This window comes from Serratia sp. CoH_134_PS_4 (genome assembly GCF_058190535.1).
In genome coordinates this window covers 251,055-268,316 of the sequence record NZ_JBXWKI010000001.1, presented here as the reverse complement: position 1 = coordinate 268,316, position 17,262 = coordinate 251,055, and the positions used below count along the sequence as shown (strand labels likewise).

Annotated in this window: 17 protein-coding genes; 9 read left to right on the top strand and 8 right to left on the bottom strand. The window is 51.5% G+C overall.

Going from position 1 to position 17,262, the window contains the following annotated elements:
* Positions 1-378 precede the first annotated feature (378 nt).
* Together AC2FCQ_RS01280 and AC2FCQ_RS01275 are read left to right on the top strand one after the other, a co-directional pair.
* Positions 379-939 (top strand): 3'-5' exonuclease, encoded by a 561-nt coding sequence (locus AC2FCQ_RS01280; protein WP_209633943.1) that lies wholly within the window; start codon positions 379-381, stop codon positions 937-939.
* Between the two features lie 108 nt (positions 940-1,047).
* Positions 1,048-2,241: a multidrug effflux MFS transporter gene (locus AC2FCQ_RS01275; RefSeq protein ID WP_265553609.1), complete on the top strand. Its 1,194-nt coding sequence runs from the start codon at positions 1,048-1,050 to the stop codon at positions 2,239-2,241.
* Between the two features lie 5 nt (positions 2,242-2,246).
* Here AC2FCQ_RS01275 and dadX read toward each other — a convergent pair whose 3' ends face one another.
* A complete protein-coding gene (gene dadX, locus AC2FCQ_RS01270) occupies positions 2,247-3,320 on the bottom strand; it encodes a catabolic alanine racemase DadX (protein WP_490308213.1) in 1,074 nt (357 codons plus the stop codon).
* A 72-nt stretch (positions 3,321-3,392) separates the two neighbouring features.
* Positions 3,393-4,697 carry a D-amino acid dehydrogenase gene (locus AC2FCQ_RS01265; RefSeq protein ID WP_265553613.1) on the bottom strand — a complete coding sequence of 435 codons (1,305 nt, stop codon included), beginning with the start codon at positions 4,695-4,697 and terminating at the stop codon, positions 3,393-3,395.
* 538 nt (positions 4,698-5,235) lie between these two features.
* Between AC2FCQ_RS01265 and AC2FCQ_RS01260 the strand changes: the two genes are divergently transcribed.
* Positions 5,236-6,771 (top strand): SpoVR family protein, encoded by a 1,536-nt coding sequence (locus AC2FCQ_RS01260; RefSeq protein WP_037419977.1) that lies wholly within the window; start codon positions 5,236-5,238, stop codon positions 6,769-6,771.
* Between the two features lie 62 nt (positions 6,772-6,833).
* Here the strand turns inward: AC2FCQ_RS01260 and fadR are convergent, their stop codons facing one another.
* A complete protein-coding gene (gene fadR, locus AC2FCQ_RS01255; protein WP_037419750.1) occupies positions 6,834-7,553 on the bottom strand; it encodes a fatty acid metabolism transcriptional regulator FadR in 720 nt (239 codons plus the stop codon).
* 243 nt (positions 7,554-7,796) lie between these two features.
* On the opposite strand from fadR, the gene nhaB reads away from it, so the two are divergent.
* On the top strand, positions 7,797-9,368 hold the full coding sequence (gene nhaB, locus AC2FCQ_RS01250; RefSeq protein WP_490308212.1) for a sodium/proton antiporter NhaB: 1,572 nt from the start codon (positions 7,797-7,799) through the stop codon (positions 9,366-9,368).
* Positions 9,369-9,492: 124 nt separating this feature from the next.
* On the top strand, positions 9,493-10,023 hold the full coding sequence (gene dsbB, locus AC2FCQ_RS01245) for a disulfide bond formation protein DsbB (protein WP_037419753.1): 531 nt from the start codon (positions 9,493-9,495) through the stop codon (positions 10,021-10,023).
* Positions 10,024-10,644: 621 nt separating this feature from the next.
* On the opposite strand, the gene ycgN is transcribed toward dsbB, so the two are convergent.
* Positions 10,645-11,091 (bottom strand): cysteine cluster protein YcgN, encoded by a 447-nt coding sequence (ycgN, locus tag AC2FCQ_RS01240; protein WP_209633953.1) that lies wholly within the window; start codon positions 11,089-11,091, stop codon positions 10,645-10,647.
* 394 nt (positions 11,092-11,485) lie between these two features.
* Here ycgN and AC2FCQ_RS01235 point away from each other — a divergent pair, with 394 nt between their 5' ends.
* Positions 11,486-11,734 carry a CsbD family protein gene (locus AC2FCQ_RS01235; protein WP_037419760.1) on the top strand — a complete coding sequence of 83 codons (249 nt, stop codon included), beginning with the start codon at positions 11,486-11,488 and terminating at the stop codon, positions 11,732-11,734.
* Positions 11,735-11,800: 66 nt separating this feature from the next.
* Here the strand turns inward: AC2FCQ_RS01235 and AC2FCQ_RS01230 are convergent, their stop codons facing one another.
* The 3 genes from AC2FCQ_RS01230 to AC2FCQ_RS01220 form a co-directional block, all read right to left on the bottom strand.
* A complete protein-coding gene (locus AC2FCQ_RS01230; protein ID WP_012145477.1) occupies positions 11,801-12,457 on the bottom strand; it encodes a fumarylacetoacetate hydrolase family protein in 657 nt (218 codons plus the stop codon).
* Between the two features lie 83 nt (positions 12,458-12,540).
* On the bottom strand, positions 12,541-13,602 hold the full coding sequence (locus AC2FCQ_RS01225) for a lytic murein transglycosylase (protein ID WP_490308211.1): 1,062 nt from the start codon (positions 13,600-13,602) through the stop codon (positions 12,541-12,543).
* Positions 13,603-13,665: 63 nt separating this feature from the next.
* A complete protein-coding gene (locus tag AC2FCQ_RS01220) occupies positions 13,666-13,938 on the bottom strand; it encodes a YcgL domain-containing protein (RefSeq protein ID WP_209633957.1) in 273 nt (90 codons plus the stop codon).
* 136 nt (positions 13,939-14,074) lie between these two features.
* On the opposite strand from AC2FCQ_RS01220, the gene minC reads away from it, so the two are divergent.
* From minC to minE, 3 genes are read left to right on the top strand one after another with little or no spacing between them, the layout of a single operon-like run.
* Complete coding sequence (minC, locus tag AC2FCQ_RS01215; RefSeq protein WP_209633959.1) at positions 14,075-14,776, top strand: septum site-determining protein MinC; 702 nt, start codon at positions 14,075-14,077, stop codon at positions 14,774-14,776.
* Between the two features lie 25 nt (positions 14,777-14,801).
* Positions 14,802-15,614 (top strand): septum site-determining protein MinD, encoded by an 813-nt coding sequence (minD, locus tag AC2FCQ_RS01210; protein WP_037419763.1) that lies wholly within the window; start codon positions 14,802-14,804, stop codon positions 15,612-15,614.
* 3 nt (positions 15,615-15,617) lie between these two features.
* Positions 15,618-15,887 (top strand): cell division topological specificity factor MinE, encoded by a 270-nt coding sequence (gene minE, locus AC2FCQ_RS01205; RefSeq protein ID WP_012145482.1) that lies wholly within the window; start codon positions 15,618-15,620, stop codon positions 15,885-15,887.
* 236 nt (positions 15,888-16,123) lie between these two features.
* Here the strand turns inward: minE and rnd are convergent, their stop codons facing one another.
* Positions 16,124-17,245 (bottom strand): ribonuclease D, encoded by a 1,122-nt coding sequence (gene rnd / locus AC2FCQ_RS01200; protein WP_130381011.1) that lies wholly within the window; start codon positions 17,243-17,245, stop codon positions 16,124-16,126.
* Positions 17,246-17,262: the final 17 nt, after the last annotated feature.

The window sequence follows — 17,262 nt, the reverse complement described above, 5'->3', positions numbered from 1 at the left end:
ATTGACACCGTTGATTACCATCGATTATTTGGGCTGAGCGCCGGTCATTGTCTTGGGATGTGAGGCTCAGAGATATCTACCAGACGGCACACTTTGGTGTAGTTGTTAGACTTTTCACATATTTTATCAGTGACAAAAACGCCAAGGTAGCTCAATACCAGCAGATAACCGACCATACACAAAATGAAAATAAACGTTCTCACCGATAGAACCAACCCGACAACAGAACCCTGAGTATCATACCTCGGTTACCCTGCCTTAGACTATTTCAAAGTATTCTTTAAATCCGCCGGTCATTTCAGACATACAGGCCTGACGGCGCATCCTCGCCCGGTTTGTAGTAAGATTATGCACGACCTCACTTAGCCGGGAGCCCCAATGCACCATCTCATGTTAGACATTGAAACGCTGGACATAAAGCCAAGCGCTGTGATTCTGGTCGTTGCCGCTGTCTTTTTCGATCCCCAAACCGGCCAACTGGGCGCCGAGTTTGAAAACGCCGTGAGTAGCCAAAAAGATCAACCCGGCAGGACCATCAGCCTGGATACCGTCGCCTGGTGGGCGAAACAATCAGATGGAGCCCGTAAGCTGGCTTTCGGTGGCACTGAGACACTTAAACGAACGCTGACCAACCTGAGCCGGTTTATCCATATGAACAGCACCGACCCGGTAAAAGTCTGGGGTAACGGTAAAGAATTCGACTGCGCCATTCTCGAACATGCCTTTCAGCAGCTTGAAATGCCGTGCCCCTGGAAGTTTTGGGATACGCAAGACGTTCGTACCGTGATCACGCTGGCCGAACTGCTGGGTTTCAATCCCAAGAAGGAACGGGCATTCGAGGGCACGCCTCATCGCGCCTTGGATGACGCCAAACATCAGGCGCGCTACGTGGCAGATACGATCTCAGCACTTTACTATCGCAAAAACTCTGCACTGTAAGCGGAGCAGACAGGCGAAGCGATAACCAGCCTATGTTTTGCCCCTTTCTATTTAACGCCAGAGTCTCTACTCTAGCCCTCTTTGTCACTCGGACGTGCTGTTTTTGTTATGCAAAAATTTCTGTTTCTGCTTCTTAGCCTGGTACTTCTCGGCCCGCTGGGCATCGATCTTTATTTGCCGACTATTCCCGCGATCGCTCTCGGCCTTAACAGCAGCGAAGCGCTGATTCAGTCCACTATTTCGTTGTTCATTCTGGTATTAGGCCTTGGGCAGATTATCGCCGGCCCGTTAGTGGATAACTACGGTCGCAAGCCGGTGGCGTTGGCAGGTATTGTTATTTATATGCTTGGCGCGGCCATGGCGGCGTTGGCAACCACGCCAACGGTGTTTGTTGCCTCGCGGCTGCTGCAAGGTGTCGCGGTTTGTTGCACTGCGGTAGTGGCATTCAGCGGTGTGCGTGACCGAATGAACGGTGACGATGCGGCGCGCGCCTTTGGTTTTCTCAACGGCACGCTGAATATTATCCCTGCACTGGCACCGCTGCTCGGCGGTCTGCTAGCTGAAGCCTTTGGCTGGCGCGCACCGTTCTGGTTCCTTGTGTGTTACGCCCTGGCTGTCTTGATACTGATCGCCCTGCGGCTGCCAGAGACTCGCCCGGCGGATACTGTGCGTGTCAAAGGATTACCGGTGCGACAATATGCCCGAATTCTTAGCGACCGCCGCTTTTTGTCCTTCGCCGTAGTTAACTCTGGGGCGATGGGGATGGCACTGACGTATGTTTCGCTAGCGCCTAACGTGTTGATGGGAACCGCCGGCCTAACCCCGTTGCAATTCTCACTGGTGTTTGGCGCTAACGGCTTTTGGATCATGCTGGTGAGTTTTTTCGCCAACCGGATTATTCACAAGGTCGGGCGGCCAGTATGCCTTGCGACCGGCGGGCTGTTGATGGGCATCGGCTGTGTTGGATTGCTGCTTGGCGTGTTCTTGCTGTCAGGCCCGGCGCAAACTCACTGGCTGGCTTATATGCTGCCTGTCGCCTGTGCCTGCGCAGGGCTTGCCTTTGTGATGGGGCCGGCAACCAGCTACGCGCTGGAGCCGTACTCTAACGAGGCTGGAGTTGCCTCTGCCCTGGTGGGATTTGTACAGATGGCCGGTGGTGCGGGGCTAGGCTTGTTGGCAATGGCACTGCCGTTGCAACCCAAGCTGTCACTCGCACTGGTGATGCTGGTGGGTTGCCTGCTGGCGCTGCACGCGCGGCAGCGCAGCAAGCAAATTAAAGGTCAATTGAAGAAAGTCGCCTGAGGCTTTTAAGCCTCAGTGGTTACAGGCACCCTGGCGGCCAACGCCGTCAGTAATTCATAGCCCAACGTGCCTGCCGCGGCAGCAACATCGTCAACCGGCAGGCGTCGTCCCCAAAGCTCTACTTCCGCCCCAATTTGGGCATTTGGGCATGGCGTTAAGTCAACCACCAGCATATCCATTGAAACCGTACCCAACGTCCGCGTCAGCACACCGTCTACCCAGACAGGTGTCCCGGTCTGCGCATGGCGCGGATAACCGTCTGCATAGCCACAAGCAACTACGCCAATACGCTGCGCACCTTCGGCACGGTAGCGCCAACCATAGCCAACCTGATCGCCGCGTTTCAACGTTTGAATCCCAATGATCTCGCTGCTCAGCGTCATGGTGGGCTGCAAACCGCTCTCCGCAATGTCACGCCATTGCCCGCTGGGCGAAGCGCCATAGAGCACAATACCTGGCCGCACCCAGCTACCATGGGTTTCTGGGTGCCACAACGTGGCGGCAGAGTTAGCTAAACAACGCGGCAAAGGGATAGGCGACGCTGCGTCTTCAACAACCCTCATTTGCTCTACCACTCCCTGAGGGCCATCAGCAGTGGCGAAATGACTCATCACCGTCATGTTCGCAATATTGCTTATCTCCCTCGCTTTCAACCAAACCGCGTGCAAACGTTCCGGTGCAAATCCCAGACGATTCATACCGCTGTTCACTTTCAGATAAACATCCAGTGGCGCCGACAGTTTGGCTTCAGCTATCGCCGACAATTGCCAATCACTGTGCACTGATGTGGTCAAACGATAGCGATCGAGCAAGGCCAAATCTTGCGGCTTGAAAAAACCTTCCAGTAAAAGAATCGGCCCCTGCCAGCCAGACTCTCTCAAGGTAATGGCTTCAGCGAGATCCAACAGAGCAAAACCGTCGGTCTGTGCCAAACTGCGCCAAATATGTTTAATACCGTGACCATAGGCATTGGCCTTTACCACCGACCAGACTTTAGCGCTGGGGGCAAAACGCCGAACAACCTGCAGGTTATTTTCAAATGCGCCAAGGTGCAACGTGGCGGAAATCGGGCGAGGCATGGGCACTCCTACGGGCCTGCGAATGCCGTCACGGGACAACGCCCGTGACGACAACATCAATAAATTGGGTTCTTAACGCGCGGGATGCACATCATTTAAAGGGCCGGCGTAGCGGTTATGAAATCCAGCGCTGTATCGCGCCACCCCCAGGTCCTCCGAAGGAATAGCCGGCGTGATACCGGAAATGAGATCAGAAAGTAGCTGCCCAGAACCGCAGGCCATTGTCCACCCCAGTGTGCCGTGGCCGGTGTTCAGGAACAGGTTTTTCAGCGACGTTTTACCGACAATCGGCGTGCCGTCCGGCGTCATCGGGCGCAGACCTGTCCAGAACGTCGCATCTTCCACCCGCCCACCGTTAGGGTAAAGATCGCGTACTACCATCTCCAGCGTCTCGCGCCGTTTTTGCTCAAGCTGGGTATTAAAACCGACAATTTCCGCCATGCCACCGACGCGAATACGCTGGTCGAAACGGGTGATGGCGATTTTGTAGGTTTCATCCAGTACGGTCGAGAATGGGGCAGCAGCCTCATCCGTGATCGGGATGGTCAGTGAATAGCCTTTCAGCGGATATACCGGGATCGACACGAGGTCGCGCAACAGCGCTGTGGAATAGGACCCGAAAGCAACCACGTAGCTGTCAGCCTTGAAGATTTCGCCGCCGCACTGTACGCCACTTATTTTATCGCCTTCAACCAGCAAGCGATCAACGCTGCGGTTATACAAAAAGGTGACTCCTGCTTGTTGTGCCAGTTTAGCCAGTTGCTGGGTAAACAGTTGGCAATCACCGGTTTCGTCGTTTGGCAGTTGAAGCCCCCCGGTCAGCTTGTGCGCGACCTGGGCCAATGCGGGCTCAACGCTGGCCAGTTGGTTCGCTTCCAACAGCTTGTAAGGCACGCCGGCATCTTCCAGAACAGCAATATCCTTCGCTGCACTTTCAAACTGTTGCTGCGTTCTGAACAGCTGCAGCGTACCGCCTTGGCGGCCTTCATACTGGATGCCGGTTTCCTGGCGCAATGCTTTGATACAGTCGCGACTGTATTCTGCCAACCGCACCATCCGCCCTTTATTGGTCATATAGTGTTCAGTATTGCAGTTTTTTAGCATCTGCCACATCCAGCTTAACTGGAAACTGCTGCCATCAAGACGAACAGCGAGCGGCGCGTGGCGCTGGAACATCCACTTGATCGCCTTCAGTGGCACACCCGGCGCCGCCCACGGAGCCGCATAGCCCGGTGAGATTTGCCCGGCATTCGCCGCGCTGGTTTCCATCGCCGGACCAGGCTGACGATCAATCACTGTGACCTCATGCCCCGCCTTCGCCAAATACCAGGCGCTCGCAACACCCACAACCCCACTACCTAAAATTACCACTCGCATCGCTGACTCCAGCTCAAGGCATCACAAAGCATAATCTTCTGCTCACAGGAAATTAACTCAGTGGAAAAATCCGTCCAACATCTTAGTCATCAAACGTGACAACATTCACAATTAATTTATCGTTCATGGCCGGTTCTTTTGCAATAGCTACCTATAAATAGCGATAAGATGTTGTGAAAGCCCGATTTTAGAGCGAAACAATGACCCATATGCTATCAATGACAGCATTGATAGCATAGAAAAAAACCCTAGTACGCAACATGGATTTAACAGAACATAAAAATGAAACACCCGTACATAAACAGAATAAAAAACCATAAAAATGATATTAAACTGCCATAACCTTTTGTAAGACTTCTGCCCCCCTACAGCAGAAAAAACTCACGATAAAAGCCCTCAGGTACATCATTACTGGGAATCGACGAGACAGATCGTTGAATTTTTAAGCTTTATATCATTATTCCCTCTGCCCAGATTGAGCTACGATTGATCTAGGGTCTGCCGTTTGAGCAAGGTCCGTAATAACGAGGGTGCGCTGATGACTACTTCAACACATGACAAGGTCAAGGAAGATAAACGTCTGAGTGATGGGCCGGACTGGTCGTTCGAGCTGCTGCAGGTGTACCTGGAGCACATCGATCGCGTGGCCAAACATTACAAGCTAGACACCTATCCGCATCAGATTGAGGTCATCACCTCTGAGCAGATGATGGACGCTTATTCGAGCGTCGGCATGCCGATTAACTATACCCATTGGTCATTCGGTAAAAAATTCATTGAGACCGAGCAGCGTTATAAACATGGGCAGCAAGGCCTGGCCTATGAAATTGTGATTAACTCTAACCCCTGCATCGCGTATCTGATGGAAGAAAACACCATCACCATGCAGGCATTGGTTATGGCGCATGCCTGCTACGGGCACAACTCCTTTTTCAAGAATAACTATTTGTTCCGCAGTTGGACCGATGCCAGTTCTATTGTCGATTATCTGTTGTTCGCCCGTCACTACATCAGCCAGTGCGAAGAACGCTACGGGGTTGAAGAGGTTGAGAAGCTGCTTGATTCCTGCCATGCCTTGATGAATTACGGCGTTGATCGTTACAAACGACCGCAGAAGATCTCATTGGTTGAAGAAAAAGCTCGCCAGAAAAGCCGCGAAGAGTACCTGCAAAGCCAGGTAAATACGCTATGGAAAACCCTGCCGCGTGTCGAGCGTGAAGAGGCCCCTGAGCAAGCTCGCCGTTATCCAAGTGAACCTCAGGAAAATATCCTCTATTTCATGGAGAAGAATGCACCGCTGTTGGAACCGTGGCAGCGCGAGGTTCTGCGCATTGTGCGTAAAGTGAGCCAGTATTTTTATCCGCAGAAGCAAACGCAGGTGATGAACGAAGGCTGGGCGACATTCTGGCACTACACCATCCTTAATCATCTGTACGATGAAGGCCGGGTCACCGAACGTTTTATGCTGGAGTTTTTACACAGCCACACTAACGTGGTGTATCAACCGCCTTACAACAGCCCTTATTACAACGGTATTAACCCGTATGCACTGGGCTTTGCCATGTTCCAGGACATCAAACGCATCTGCCAATCGCCAACCGAGGAAGACCGCTATTGGTTCCCGGACATCGCCGGTAAAGATTGGTTGGAAACGTTGCACTTCGCCATGCGTGACTTCAAGGATGAAAGTTTTATCAGCCAGTTCCTGTCACCGAAGATCATGCGCGACTTCCGGCTGTTCACCGTGCTGGATGACGATCGTAATAACTATCTGGAAATTGCGGCAATCCATAATGAAGCGGGTTACCGGGCAATCCGAGAAGAGCTTTCAGCGCAATATAACCTGAGTGACCACGAGCCAAACATTCAGATCTGGAATGTGGATTTACGTGGCGATCGCTCATTAACGCTGCGCTATATCCCGCAGGACCGTGCGCCACTGGACAAGAGCCGGCGTGAAGTGATGAAACACTTACACCGTTTGTGGGGGTTCGACATTATTTTGGAACAGCAAAACGAAGACGGTAGCGTCGAGCTACTGGAGCGTTGTCCGCCGAGGCCCACACCGTTATAGCCTTACAACCATAACAAAAGGGGCGCCATTGGCGCCCCTTTTACATCATGCGGGAATGTTGGTTAACGACGCGCTTCGGTCAGATCACTCGGCATGGTGCCTTGCATGCTCTGCCAGATAGCACCGCTGTCTTTACCGTAGTTACGCACGCAATCCATTACCTGATCGTACGACTTCTCATGACACAGCGTTGACAGCTTGCTGTAGAAGGTCAACGCCAGTTTGCGCGATTCAGGGTTTGAGAAATAGTAGCGGCCAACGCGGGTATATAGCCCTTTCAAGCCGTTAAAAATCAGGCCGTAAATCGGGTTACCGGAGGCAAACGCCAAACCACGGAAAATTTCGTAGTCCAGCAGATTGAAAGCATCAGCTTGATCTTCCACCTGGGTGGCTTTCGCTAACACTTCCTGAGCGGCCTCTGGATGATTACGCACCGCTGCGCGAATAAAGATCGCCGCAATATTGGTGCGGACAGACAGCAGGTTGTCGATCAGTTGCGGGACGCTTTGGTGATCAAGGCGTGCCACTGTCTCAAGAATATTAAGGCCTGAGGTTTCCCAGAAATTATTTACTTTGGTCGGTTTGCCATGCTGAATGGTCAGCCAGCCATCACGGGCCAGGCGTTGTAAAACTTCGCGTAACGTGGTGCGTGTAACACCAATCAACTCTGAAAGCTCACGCTCCGCGGGCAAAATAGAGCCAGGGGGGAAGCGATTATTCCAGATACTCTCGATAATGTATTCTTCCGCGAAACCGGCAGGACTCTGCGCCTTTATGACCATGTGTTTGACGTTCCGTAGCGACGATAATGAGTAATAGTAGTCGGCTGATCATACCAGATCGCCAAAGCATGACATAGCGTGAGCGAAAAACATTAAACGAAACTGTGCATAAAGTGGCAAAAATTGTGCAAAAACACCGCGTCAGAGAAATTTCACGTCGTAAAGCAAGCCCAGGTTGCAACTGCCCCGGCAGCATTGTTAGGGTATTATGCGATAACTTATTTTCAGGACGTATAACGCATAATGGAAACGACCTTACGCAGTGCCCTGGTGAAAAACTTCCTTGGGCAATCACCTGACTGGTACAAACTGGCCATTCTTATTTTCTTGGTGGTCAACCCGCTGGTTTTCTTTTTCGTCGACCCGTTCATTGCCGGTTGGCTGTTTGTCGTCGAATTTATTTTCACCCTGGCTATGGCGCTGAAGTGCTACCCCCTATTACCAGGTGGTTTGCTGGCGATTGAGGCCGTGCTAATCGGCATGACCAGCCCCGACCGTGTAAGCGAGGAAATTGCTCATAACCTGGACGTCCTGCTGTTGCTGGTATTTATGGTGGCAGGCATTTACTTTATGAAGCAGTTGCTGCTGTTCGTCTTCACCAAGCTACTGCTGAACATTCGTTCTAAAATGCTGCTTTCTTTGGCATTCTGTTTTGCGGCCGCGTTATTGTCAGCGTTCCTCGATGCACTGACGGTCGTCGCGGTGGTTATCAGCGTCGCAACCGGATTTTATTCGATCTACCACAACGTGGTGTCGAACCCGTCCGGCGGCAATGCCGACGTCAATGATGACAGTGGGCTGATAAACGACGATAACAAACAGACGCTGGAACAGTTCCGTGCCTTTTTACGCAGCCTATTAATGCACGCAGGTGTCGGTACCGCGCTGGGTGGCGTAATGACCATGGTGGGTGAACCACAAAACCTGATCATTGCCAAAAGCGCCGACTGGGGGTTTGTCGACTTTTTCCTGCGCATGTCACCCGTGACTCTGCCGGTACTGGTCTGCGGCCTGTTGGTCTGCCTGCTGCTTGAGCGTTTCTGCATATTCGGCTACGGGGCAAAACTGCCGGATCGCGTACGCGAAGTGTTGACAGAGTTTGACCGCCAGGCGACTGCCGGGCGCAGCAAACAAGAACAGGTTAAGTTAGCGGTCCAGGCACTTATCGGCGTTTGGTTGGTTGTCGCGTTGGCCTTTCACCTTGCGGAAGTGGGCCTGATTGGCCTGTCGGTGATTATTCTCGCCACTTCCCTGTGTGGTGTCACCGATGAGCACGCCATCGGCAAAGCCTTCCAGGAAGCCCTGCCCTTCACCGCTCTACTGACGGTATTTTTCACCGTGGTGGCCGTGATCATTGAGCAACACCTGTTTACCCCAGTGATTCAATTTGTTCTGCAGGCAGAGCCTTCTTCTCAACTTTCGCTGTTTTACCTGTTCAATGGCCTGCTGTCTTCAGTCTCTGACAATGTGTTCGTCGGTACGGTTTACATTAATGAAGCACGCGCCGCGTTTGAAAATGGTGCCATTTCTCTGAAACAGTTCGAAATGCTGGCGGTCGCTATTAACACCGGGACCAATTTACCGTCGGTCGCCACGCCAAATGGGCAGGCCGCCTTCCTGTTCTTGCTGACCTCCGCCCTGGCACCACTGGTACGTTTATCCTATGGGCGAATGGTATGGATGGCGTTGCCCTATACTGTGGTGTTAACGCTGGTCGGGCTGCTGTGCGTACAGTTTACTTTGGCGCCCGTGACCGATCTGCTTACCCAGTGGCATTGGTTGACGTTGCCGTCCATCGAAGCCGCTGTACGCTAATCCTGTAAACCCTCTCCGCTGCCAGCGACTATTTTTGTGCTGAATACGCCTCAAGTGGCTGGCAGCAGGGTTGAATTGGTTTACACTGCCGGTTCAATTGCTTACTGCATGGAAGAATAAATATATGTTGCAATTCTTTAACCGTTGCTCGCAGGGGCGCGGTGCTTGGCTGTTGATGGCCCTGACTGCATTGGTACTGGAATTAGTTGCACTCTACTTTCAGCACGTAATGCTGCTGCAACCCTGTGTGATGTGCATTTACGAACGCTGCGCATTGTTTGGTATTCTGGGCGCCTCGCTGCTCGGAGCCATTGCACCCAAAACGCCGCTGCGCTATGTCGCTATCCTGCTGTGGATTTACAGTGCCTGGGAAGGCCTGCAACTGGCGTGGAAACACACCATGATCCAGCTGCATCCTTCGCCGTTTAATACCTGCGATTTCTTCGTCAGCTTCCCTTCTTGGCTGCCACTGGATAAATGGCTACCGGCGGTGTTTCATGCGTCGGGCGATTGCTCCGTGCGTCAATGGGAGTTCCTGACACTGGAAATGCCACAGTGGCTGGTCGGCATCTTCACTGCGTATCTGCTGTTCGCCATTATCGTGCTGCTCGCACAATTTGTTCGTCCGCGACGTCGCGACCTGTTTGGCCGCTAAGCGCGAAAGAATAAAAAACGGCGCCCCAGGGCGCCGTTTTTTATCGAGTTACTGATGATCTTCAGAGGTAAATCGGTATTAAGTATGTGTAAGGTAATAAACAAGCACAATCAGTGCACCAGCCACGGCAAACAGACGTATCATTTTCATTGTTTTACTCTCGGAACTTAGCGTGAGAGCGGTCAAACTACCTAACCTTATGTATAAAAAGAAGCATCCGAACGGGATCCAGTGCGTAATTTACATAACATTAAGTTAGAAGCGAGAAAAGCCGTATGCGAGGGCGAGCAAATTACGCGTTCAGGATTAACAGCCTGAACGTTTGAGGCGTTGAAAATCTAAACCCATCTGCTTCATACAAAAAAACTCATCATAGTGATGCATTATTGCATCAATATTTTGATGAAGTTTTGCCGAAAAATCCTTATAGTATCTGCAAGTTAGTATCACCGATTTCCCTGGTGTTGTTGTGTGTCTTGCCCCTCATCTTTGCAGGGGCTTTTTTCCCTCTCTTGCATACCGTTTTTTTGCTCACGTCCAATTCTGAAGATTCAGCCGCTATGCGCTGCCCCGAGCAATACAACGCGTTAGCCAACCGTAAATCCATTGAATTTCAGCGTATTAACGAGCCCAGTCAGGTTTGTTCAGAATGTGATCTTGCCAGTCCACCACTTCGCTTTCGCGTACAGCAATATGGCGCACCGTAATACGTTCACCGTGCATCGCCGCTTTGGAACCGCTAACCAGCGGATGCCATGGGAATAAAGGTTTACCTTCACCAATCAGGCGGTATGCACACGTCGGCGGCAACCAGTCAAACGTCGTAAGATTTTCCCGTGTCAACTTGATGCAATCCTCTTCCAGTTCAAAGCGGCGCTCATAATTGCGGCACTGGCACGATTTAATATTCAGCTGGTTGCAGGCTACGTTGGTGAAATAAATCTCGTCGGTATCTTCGTCGATCAGCTTATTCAGACAGCATTGCCCACAACCGTCGCACAGCGACTCCCACTCTTGTTCTGACATTTCAGCCAGCGTTTTTTGTTGCCAAAAAGGGGTTTGTGACATGTTCGCGTCCGGTATAGGTAAATGAATAGATAACCTGCGTACAGGTTTTGAGGGTGCACTATATAGATATCCCTGCCAGATAGGAAGGCTGAAAACACAATATAATCATAGCGATAAAAAAACATCGCTTAAAAAAAACGCTATTTAAAACAACGGTATTTAATATTAAACGGCATCACTGCCAGACGATTACGCCATGTCTTCGGTGGGTGAACACAACGTGCCTATAGTTCAATTATACGTACAAATCGCAGGTCCATCACCCTTTCGTTTTCCTCAGACGCTTAACAACCCACAGGATAAGATTCCTCTCATAAAGCACGTTACGCCGCCCCAATCAGCATAATCCTGCTATGGTTAATGTTCGCCTTTATACAAAGATAGGGAGCCAAGTATGTTTGGGAAAGCAGAAGATAAAGTGAATGAAGCTGCCGGTGCCGTGCAGGAAGCCTTTGGTAAAGCAACAGATTCGCCGGAACATCAGGTTAAAGGCGCCGCCCGTAAATACGCCTCACAGGCTAGCTACGCAGCACGTGATGCGGCCGATACGGTGCGGACCCAAGTTGAATCCAACCCACTGGCTGGTGTGGCTATCGCCGCGGCGGTTGGCATTGTTTTCGGTTTCTTGTTGGGCCGTAAGTAACCTTTCACTCAGCTCTGACCGAAAAAAAGGCCCTGCGGGGCCTTTTTACGTTGTTCCAGTGTGGTTTCAAATCACACGCGTCGTTAACGATTTACCGTTGAGAGTGATTTTCAACATGTCGCCCGAGCTCATTGGGCCAACACCTTGCGGTGTACCGGTAAGAATAATGTCGCCAGCACGCAGAGTGAAGAAACGGCTCATGTAACTGATCAGCGGCAGGATCGGCGTGATCATGTCACGGGTATTGCCCTGCTGACGCACTTGGTCATTCACTGTCAGAGACAATTCTGCGTTTTGCGGATCACCAAACTCTGCAACGGGAATGAAGCCGGAGATCGGACAGGAACCGTCAAATCCCTTGGCCTTTTCCCACGGTTGCCCCGCTTTCTTAAAGCCGGCTTGCAGTTCACGCAGCGTCAGATCAAGCGCCACGCCGTAACCGGCAATAGCGCGGGCCACACGATCTTCATTCGCTTGCTTTAACGGCGTGCCGATCAGCACCGCAAGCTCCACTTCATGATGCACCGAACCGAACTCTTTGGGGATCGCCACCGGCTGACGGATATCACAGAGCGCCGTTTCAGGCTTAATAAACACTACCGGTTCTGCAGAGGTTGCACTGCCCATTTCCTTGATGTGGTCAGCATAATTACTGCCGACACAGACCACTTTATTCACCGGAAAATCAAGTAATGAACCCTGCCAGTCTCTATGTTGATACATACTACCTCTCCCTACAATCATGTAGGGGCTTAGCATGCTAAGCCCGTTATTCCACGCTCTGGTGGAGGCACCGTGGTCTTTATCTATTGCCCGATGCCGTCAGCCATCATACCCACACCGATCGCAAAATAGTAAGAGCGATTCCAGTGCATAATTGTGCGGAAGTTATCATAAACCAGGAATGCACGGCCTTGCATGTCATCGGGCGTGATCACCCAACCACGTAAGGTAGAATGCGGCAAAGCTGAACCGTCAGGGCGGCGCACACCACGCTTTTGCCATTCATTCACGCTGTGCGCCTGACTGTCTTTCAACCCTGCATTATCGGCGTTGAAACCGGCAGGCAGTTTCACCTCTCGGCCCCAACCAACACCGGGTTTCCAGCCTTCACTCGACAGATAATGAGCCGTCGAAGCAAACACATCGTCAACGTTGTTCCAAATATCAATACGGCCGTCCCCATCGCCGTCAACCGCATAGTGAAGGAACGAGGTCGGCATAAATTGACACTGTCCCATCGCACCAGCCCAGGAGCCTTTCAGCTGTTCACGGCTAACATGCCCTTGTTCAAGGATTTGCAACGCCGCCATCAACTGCTGGCTGAAGAAGGCCTCACGACGGCCTTCAAATGCCAAGGTGGCAAGCGCGGATATCACATCCTCGCGCCCCTGAATCTTGCCAAAGGCACTTTCCATCCCCCACAGTGCAACCACATAACGTCCCGGAACACCATAACGTGCAGTGATGTGCGACAGTTGCGGCTGATACTGCCGGTACAAGGTTCGCCCTTGCGCAATCTTGGCTGCAGGCAACACCCGCTTAAGATAATCATCCAGCGTAATTTTCTTTTCTGGCTGACTGCGGTCTGCCTTTATGACCCGATCAACAAAATGCACATTGGCAAAAGCACTTTCAACGACGGCAGGACTGATACCCTTCGCCAATGCCTGGCGCTTTAGCTGCTCAACATAAGCAGGGAACTGCACGGGATCACGGCCGGTTTCGGCAAGCGTACTCTGCGCCGGAGGGTTGGTCGCCCCCGCTAAAGCAGCTTGCGGCGGAGTAACAACCTGCGCCTCGGCACGCTGGCCGACACATCCCAGCGTCAGCAGAGTCAACACCGTCGTTATCGCCGACAATCTCATTACACAGCTCCTTTGTCAGTTTAGGGTCACTGATCCAGCGTAGCTCCTGTGCACCAACGACGGTTATTTTTTATCGTTAGACAAATGCAGGTTTAATAAATTTTCCAACGGCGGTGGAACCTGCAGATAAAACCCTTCTTCTTTCAGGGCTTCCTTCACTTTTTCAATATCCGCCGAGGCTAACTTTTCCCGACCTTCAAGAGAAAGCGTCATGGCCAATTGCGGCGTACCGAAACTTTTCATCAGATCTTCGGGCACGCGAGAGAAATCGTCTTTTTTTTCGACATAAAGATAAGTTTGATCGCGTTTCGAGCTTCTATAGATCACACAAAGCATGTTTTTAACTCTATTTAATTGGGGCAGCGTCTTGCCTGGATATAACTCTGACTATAACATGCTTATAGTACTTCGGAATATCGCACCCCGATTGGTATTCCGGGGATTTAAAGTTGCTGAGACTGAGTCAGGATAGATGTCACAATCGCCAATTGAGCTAAAAGGCAGCAGTTTTACCCTATCGGTTGTTCATTTGTATAATTCGGAACCCGAGGTAATACGTCAGGCATTACTAGAAAAGGTGGAGCAAGCGCCTGCCTTTTTGAAAAATGCCCCTGTTGTTATCAACGTTGCAACGCTAAACGGCGACGCAAACTGGAAAGAACTTCAACAGGCTGTCACGGCAGCAGGACTGCGCGTTGTAGGTATCAGCGGTTGCAGAGATGAGCGGCAAAAACGCGCGATAGCCCGTGCTGGACTGCCATTATTGAACGAAGGCAAAGGCCAAAAGATGGCTGCCCAGGAACCGGTGCCCGCACCTGTCCCCGTGGTGGATCCCAACGCCCCCGCCAAGACGCGCATCATCAGTGCTCCTGTCCGTTCCGGCCAACAGATTTATGCCCGCAATAGCGATCTGATTGTGACCAGCAGCGTCAGTGCCGGCGCCGAATTAATTGCCGATGGCAACATTCACGTCTATGGCATGATGCGCGGTCGTGCGCTGGCCGGTGCATCAGGTGATACACAGTGCCAGATTTTTTGCACGCACCTGGGTGCTGAGCTAGTCTCTATCGCAGGGCAGTACTGGTTGAGCGACCAAATCCCGTCCGATTATGTCGGGCAGGCCGTACGACTCAGCCTGTTGGATAACGCTTTAACCATACAACCTTTAAATTAAGCCCTTTTGACAAGGAATCCATTTCATGGCACGCATTATTGTTGTTACATCGGGTAAAGGGGGCGTTGGCAAGACCACTTCAAGCGCGGCCATCGCTACCGGCTTAGCCCAAAAAGGGAAGAAAACCGTTGTCATCGATTTCGATATCGGTCTGCGGAATCTTGACCTGATCATGGGCTGTGAACGCCGGGTTGTTTACGATTTCGTCAATGTGATTCAGGGGGATGCCACACTGAATCAAGCGCTAATCAAAGACAAACGCACGGAAAATCTCTTTATCCTGCCAGCATCGCAAACACGTGATAAAGACGCGCTGACCCGCGATGGCGTCGAGAAGATCCTCAACGATTTGGGCGAGATGGATTTTGACTTTGTAGTCTGTGACTCTCCGGCCGGGATCGAAACGGGTGCGCTGATGGCCCTGTACTTCGCTGACGAAGCCATCATTACCACCAACCCGGAAGTCTCCTCGGTACGTGACTCTGACCGCATCTTGGGCATTTTGTCTTCCAAATCCCGTCGTGCTGAGCGTGGCGAGTCCGCCATCAAAGAACACTTGCTGTTGACCCGTTATAACCCAGGCCGCGTTAGCCGTGGCGACATGCTGAGCATGGAAGACGTGCTGGAAATCCTGCGCATTCCACTGGTCGGCGTTATCCCGGAGGATCAGTCCGTACTGCGGGCATCTAACCAGGGTGAGCCGGTGATTCTTGATGCTGAGTCAGATGCCGGTAAAGCCTATGACGATACCGTTAGCCGCTTGTTAGGGGAAGAACGCCCCTTCCGCTTCATTGAAGAAGAGAAGAAGGGTTTCCTGAAACGCCTTTTTGGGGGATAAACCATGGCATTACTAGACTTCTTTCTGTCCCGCAAAAAGCAGACAGCCAATATAGCCAAGGAACGGCTGCAGATTATCGTCGCAGAGCGCCGACGCGGGGACAGTGAGCCCCCGTATCTGCCTGATTTAAAACGCGATATTCTGGCGGTAATTTGCAAATACATCCAAATCGACCCTGAGATGCTGCACGTACAGTTTGAGCAGAAAGGGGATGATATTTCGGTACTTGAACTCAACGTGACATTACCGGAATCGGAAGAAGTAACTAAATGAGTGTGACGCATTAATTACCCCCTGTATATTTTCTTGCAGGGGGTAACTGTATGCATAACCAGTTATTGAGATAAAAAAGACCCCATTATCATTTTACCCTTTGGGATTAATCTCAATTAATCTTGCGTCACTGTTGTTTAGAGTAAATGCTGGTAGTAAGAGTCAGTACTTCTATTATCCCTAATAAATAATCAGAGCAGTGTTTCCTTACCCTGCCCTGACTTTTTAAAATCCGATTAATAATCCTTCAGAATGTCCTGAAGCGGCGTCGATAATAAATCACCTCGCCAGCCGCTGACTAATTCTGGCAAGTTGTCGCCACCTTTCAATTTCCAATGCCAATTCAGCAACTGATTAATCTGTCGACGTGATGCCAGCAATTCGCTGCTCAGCCCACTTTGCTCACTGACAATGACGATCGCCGCTTTGATTTCCTTGAACACCTTCTTATAACCGGGCTGATCGACCAGGTTCGACAACGGCTCAGGCAAGACGGATTCATCCAGCTCGGCGGCTTCTGCAACCAAGGCCAATAGCGTTTTACCGTGATAGCGAATTTCCGGGCCGCTTAGCCCAAGTGAGTCCAGTTCTCCCAAAGACGTCGGCATATGACGCGCCACCTGCCAGAGGTTCTCTTCACGCACCACGAAATTCACTGCCAGATCACGTTCACGCGCCTGGCGCAGACGCCATTCCGCCAGTTTTTGTAAACACCCCAACTGACGCGGACGTAATTGCCAGGCATTGGTGATTTCACGGTAGGCCAATTCCGGCGCCAGTGTCTCGCTACGGCGTTGACACAACAACAGGCATTCATTGCTTGCTGCTGCCGTCCAACCGGCCTCCTCCGTCTCCTGCACGAGCCGTTTGGCCATGGGCAGCAGATAGAACACATCCGCAGCGGCGTAGACACATTGTTTTTCTGTCAGTGGACGAGCGAGCCAATCGGTACGGGCTTCGCTTTTATCCAGATCCACCTGCATATATTCCGACACTAGCGTCGCAAAGCCGCACGATAATGGTCGACCGGTAAAGGCAGCCAGAATCTGGGTATCCACCATCGGCGTCGGCAACGTTTTGAACGCATTGAGGAACACTTCCAAATCCTCACTGCCGGCATGCAGGAACTTCACTATCTGGGTGTCACTGAGCAACTCGATAAATGGCTGCCATTGCTTGATTGGCAAAGGATCAATCAGGGAGAGTTGTTCACCGTCGTATAACTGAATCAGACCTAACTGAGGATAGTAGGTGCGCGTTCTGACAAATTCGGTGTCCAGCGCAATCTGGGCATGCTTTTTCGCCTGCTCGCAGACCTGCTGCAATCCGGCATCGGTAGTGATCAACTGATAGTTCAAAACATCATTCTCTTGGT

Excerpts from the sequence above, each read along its gene's own strand:
- AC2FCQ_RS01280 (WP_209633943.1), top strand. The coding sequence starts at position 379 with ATGCACCATCTCATGTTAGACATTGAAACGCTGGACATAAAGCCAAGC.
- AC2FCQ_RS01275 (WP_265553609.1), top strand. The coding sequence starts at position 1,048 with ATGCAAAAATTTCTGTTTCTGCTTCTTAGCCTGGTACTTCTCGGCCCG.
- dadX (WP_490308213.1), bottom strand. The coding sequence starts at position 3,320 with ATGCCTCGCCCGATTTCCGCCACGTTGCACCTTGGCGCATTTGAAAAT.
- AC2FCQ_RS01265 (WP_265553613.1), bottom strand. The coding sequence starts at position 4,697 with ATGCGAGTGGTAATTTTAGGTAGTGGGGTTGTGGGTGTTGCGAGCGCC.
- AC2FCQ_RS01260 (WP_037419977.1), top strand. The coding sequence starts at position 5,236 with ATGACTACTTCAACACATGACAAGGTCAAGGAAGATAAACGTCTGAGT.
- fadR (WP_037419750.1), bottom strand. The coding sequence starts at position 7,553 with ATGGTCATAAAGGCGCAGAGTCCTGCCGGTTTCGCGGAAGAATACATT.
- nhaB (WP_490308212.1), top strand. The coding sequence starts at position 7,797 with ATGGAAACGACCTTACGCAGTGCCCTGGTGAAAAACTTCCTTGGGCAA.
- dsbB (WP_037419753.1), top strand. The coding sequence starts at position 9,493 with ATGTTGCAATTCTTTAACCGTTGCTCGCAGGGGCGCGGTGCTTGGCTG.
- ycgN (WP_209633953.1), bottom strand. The coding sequence starts at position 11,091 with ATGTCACAAACCCCTTTTTGGCAACAAAAAACGCTGGCTGAAATGTCA.
- AC2FCQ_RS01235 (WP_037419760.1), top strand. The coding sequence starts at position 11,486 with ATGTTTGGGAAAGCAGAAGATAAAGTGAATGAAGCTGCCGGTGCCGTG.
- AC2FCQ_RS01230 (WP_012145477.1), bottom strand. The coding sequence starts at position 12,457 with ATGTATCAACATAGAGACTGGCAGGGTTCATTACTTGATTTTCCGGTG.
- AC2FCQ_RS01225 (WP_490308211.1), bottom strand. The coding sequence starts at position 13,602 with ATGAGATTGTCGGCGATAACGACGGTGTTGACTCTGCTGACGCTGGGA.
- AC2FCQ_RS01220 (WP_209633957.1), bottom strand. The coding sequence starts at position 13,938 with ATGCTTTGTGTGATCTATAGAAGCTCGAAACGCGATCAAACTTATCTT.
- minC (WP_209633959.1), top strand. The coding sequence starts at position 14,075 with ATGTCACAATCGCCAATTGAGCTAAAAGGCAGCAGTTTTACCCTATCG.
- minD (WP_037419763.1), top strand. The coding sequence starts at position 14,802 with ATGGCACGCATTATTGTTGTTACATCGGGTAAAGGGGGCGTTGGCAAG.
- minE (WP_012145482.1), top strand. The coding sequence starts at position 15,618 with ATGGCATTACTAGACTTCTTTCTGTCCCGCAAAAAGCAGACAGCCAAT.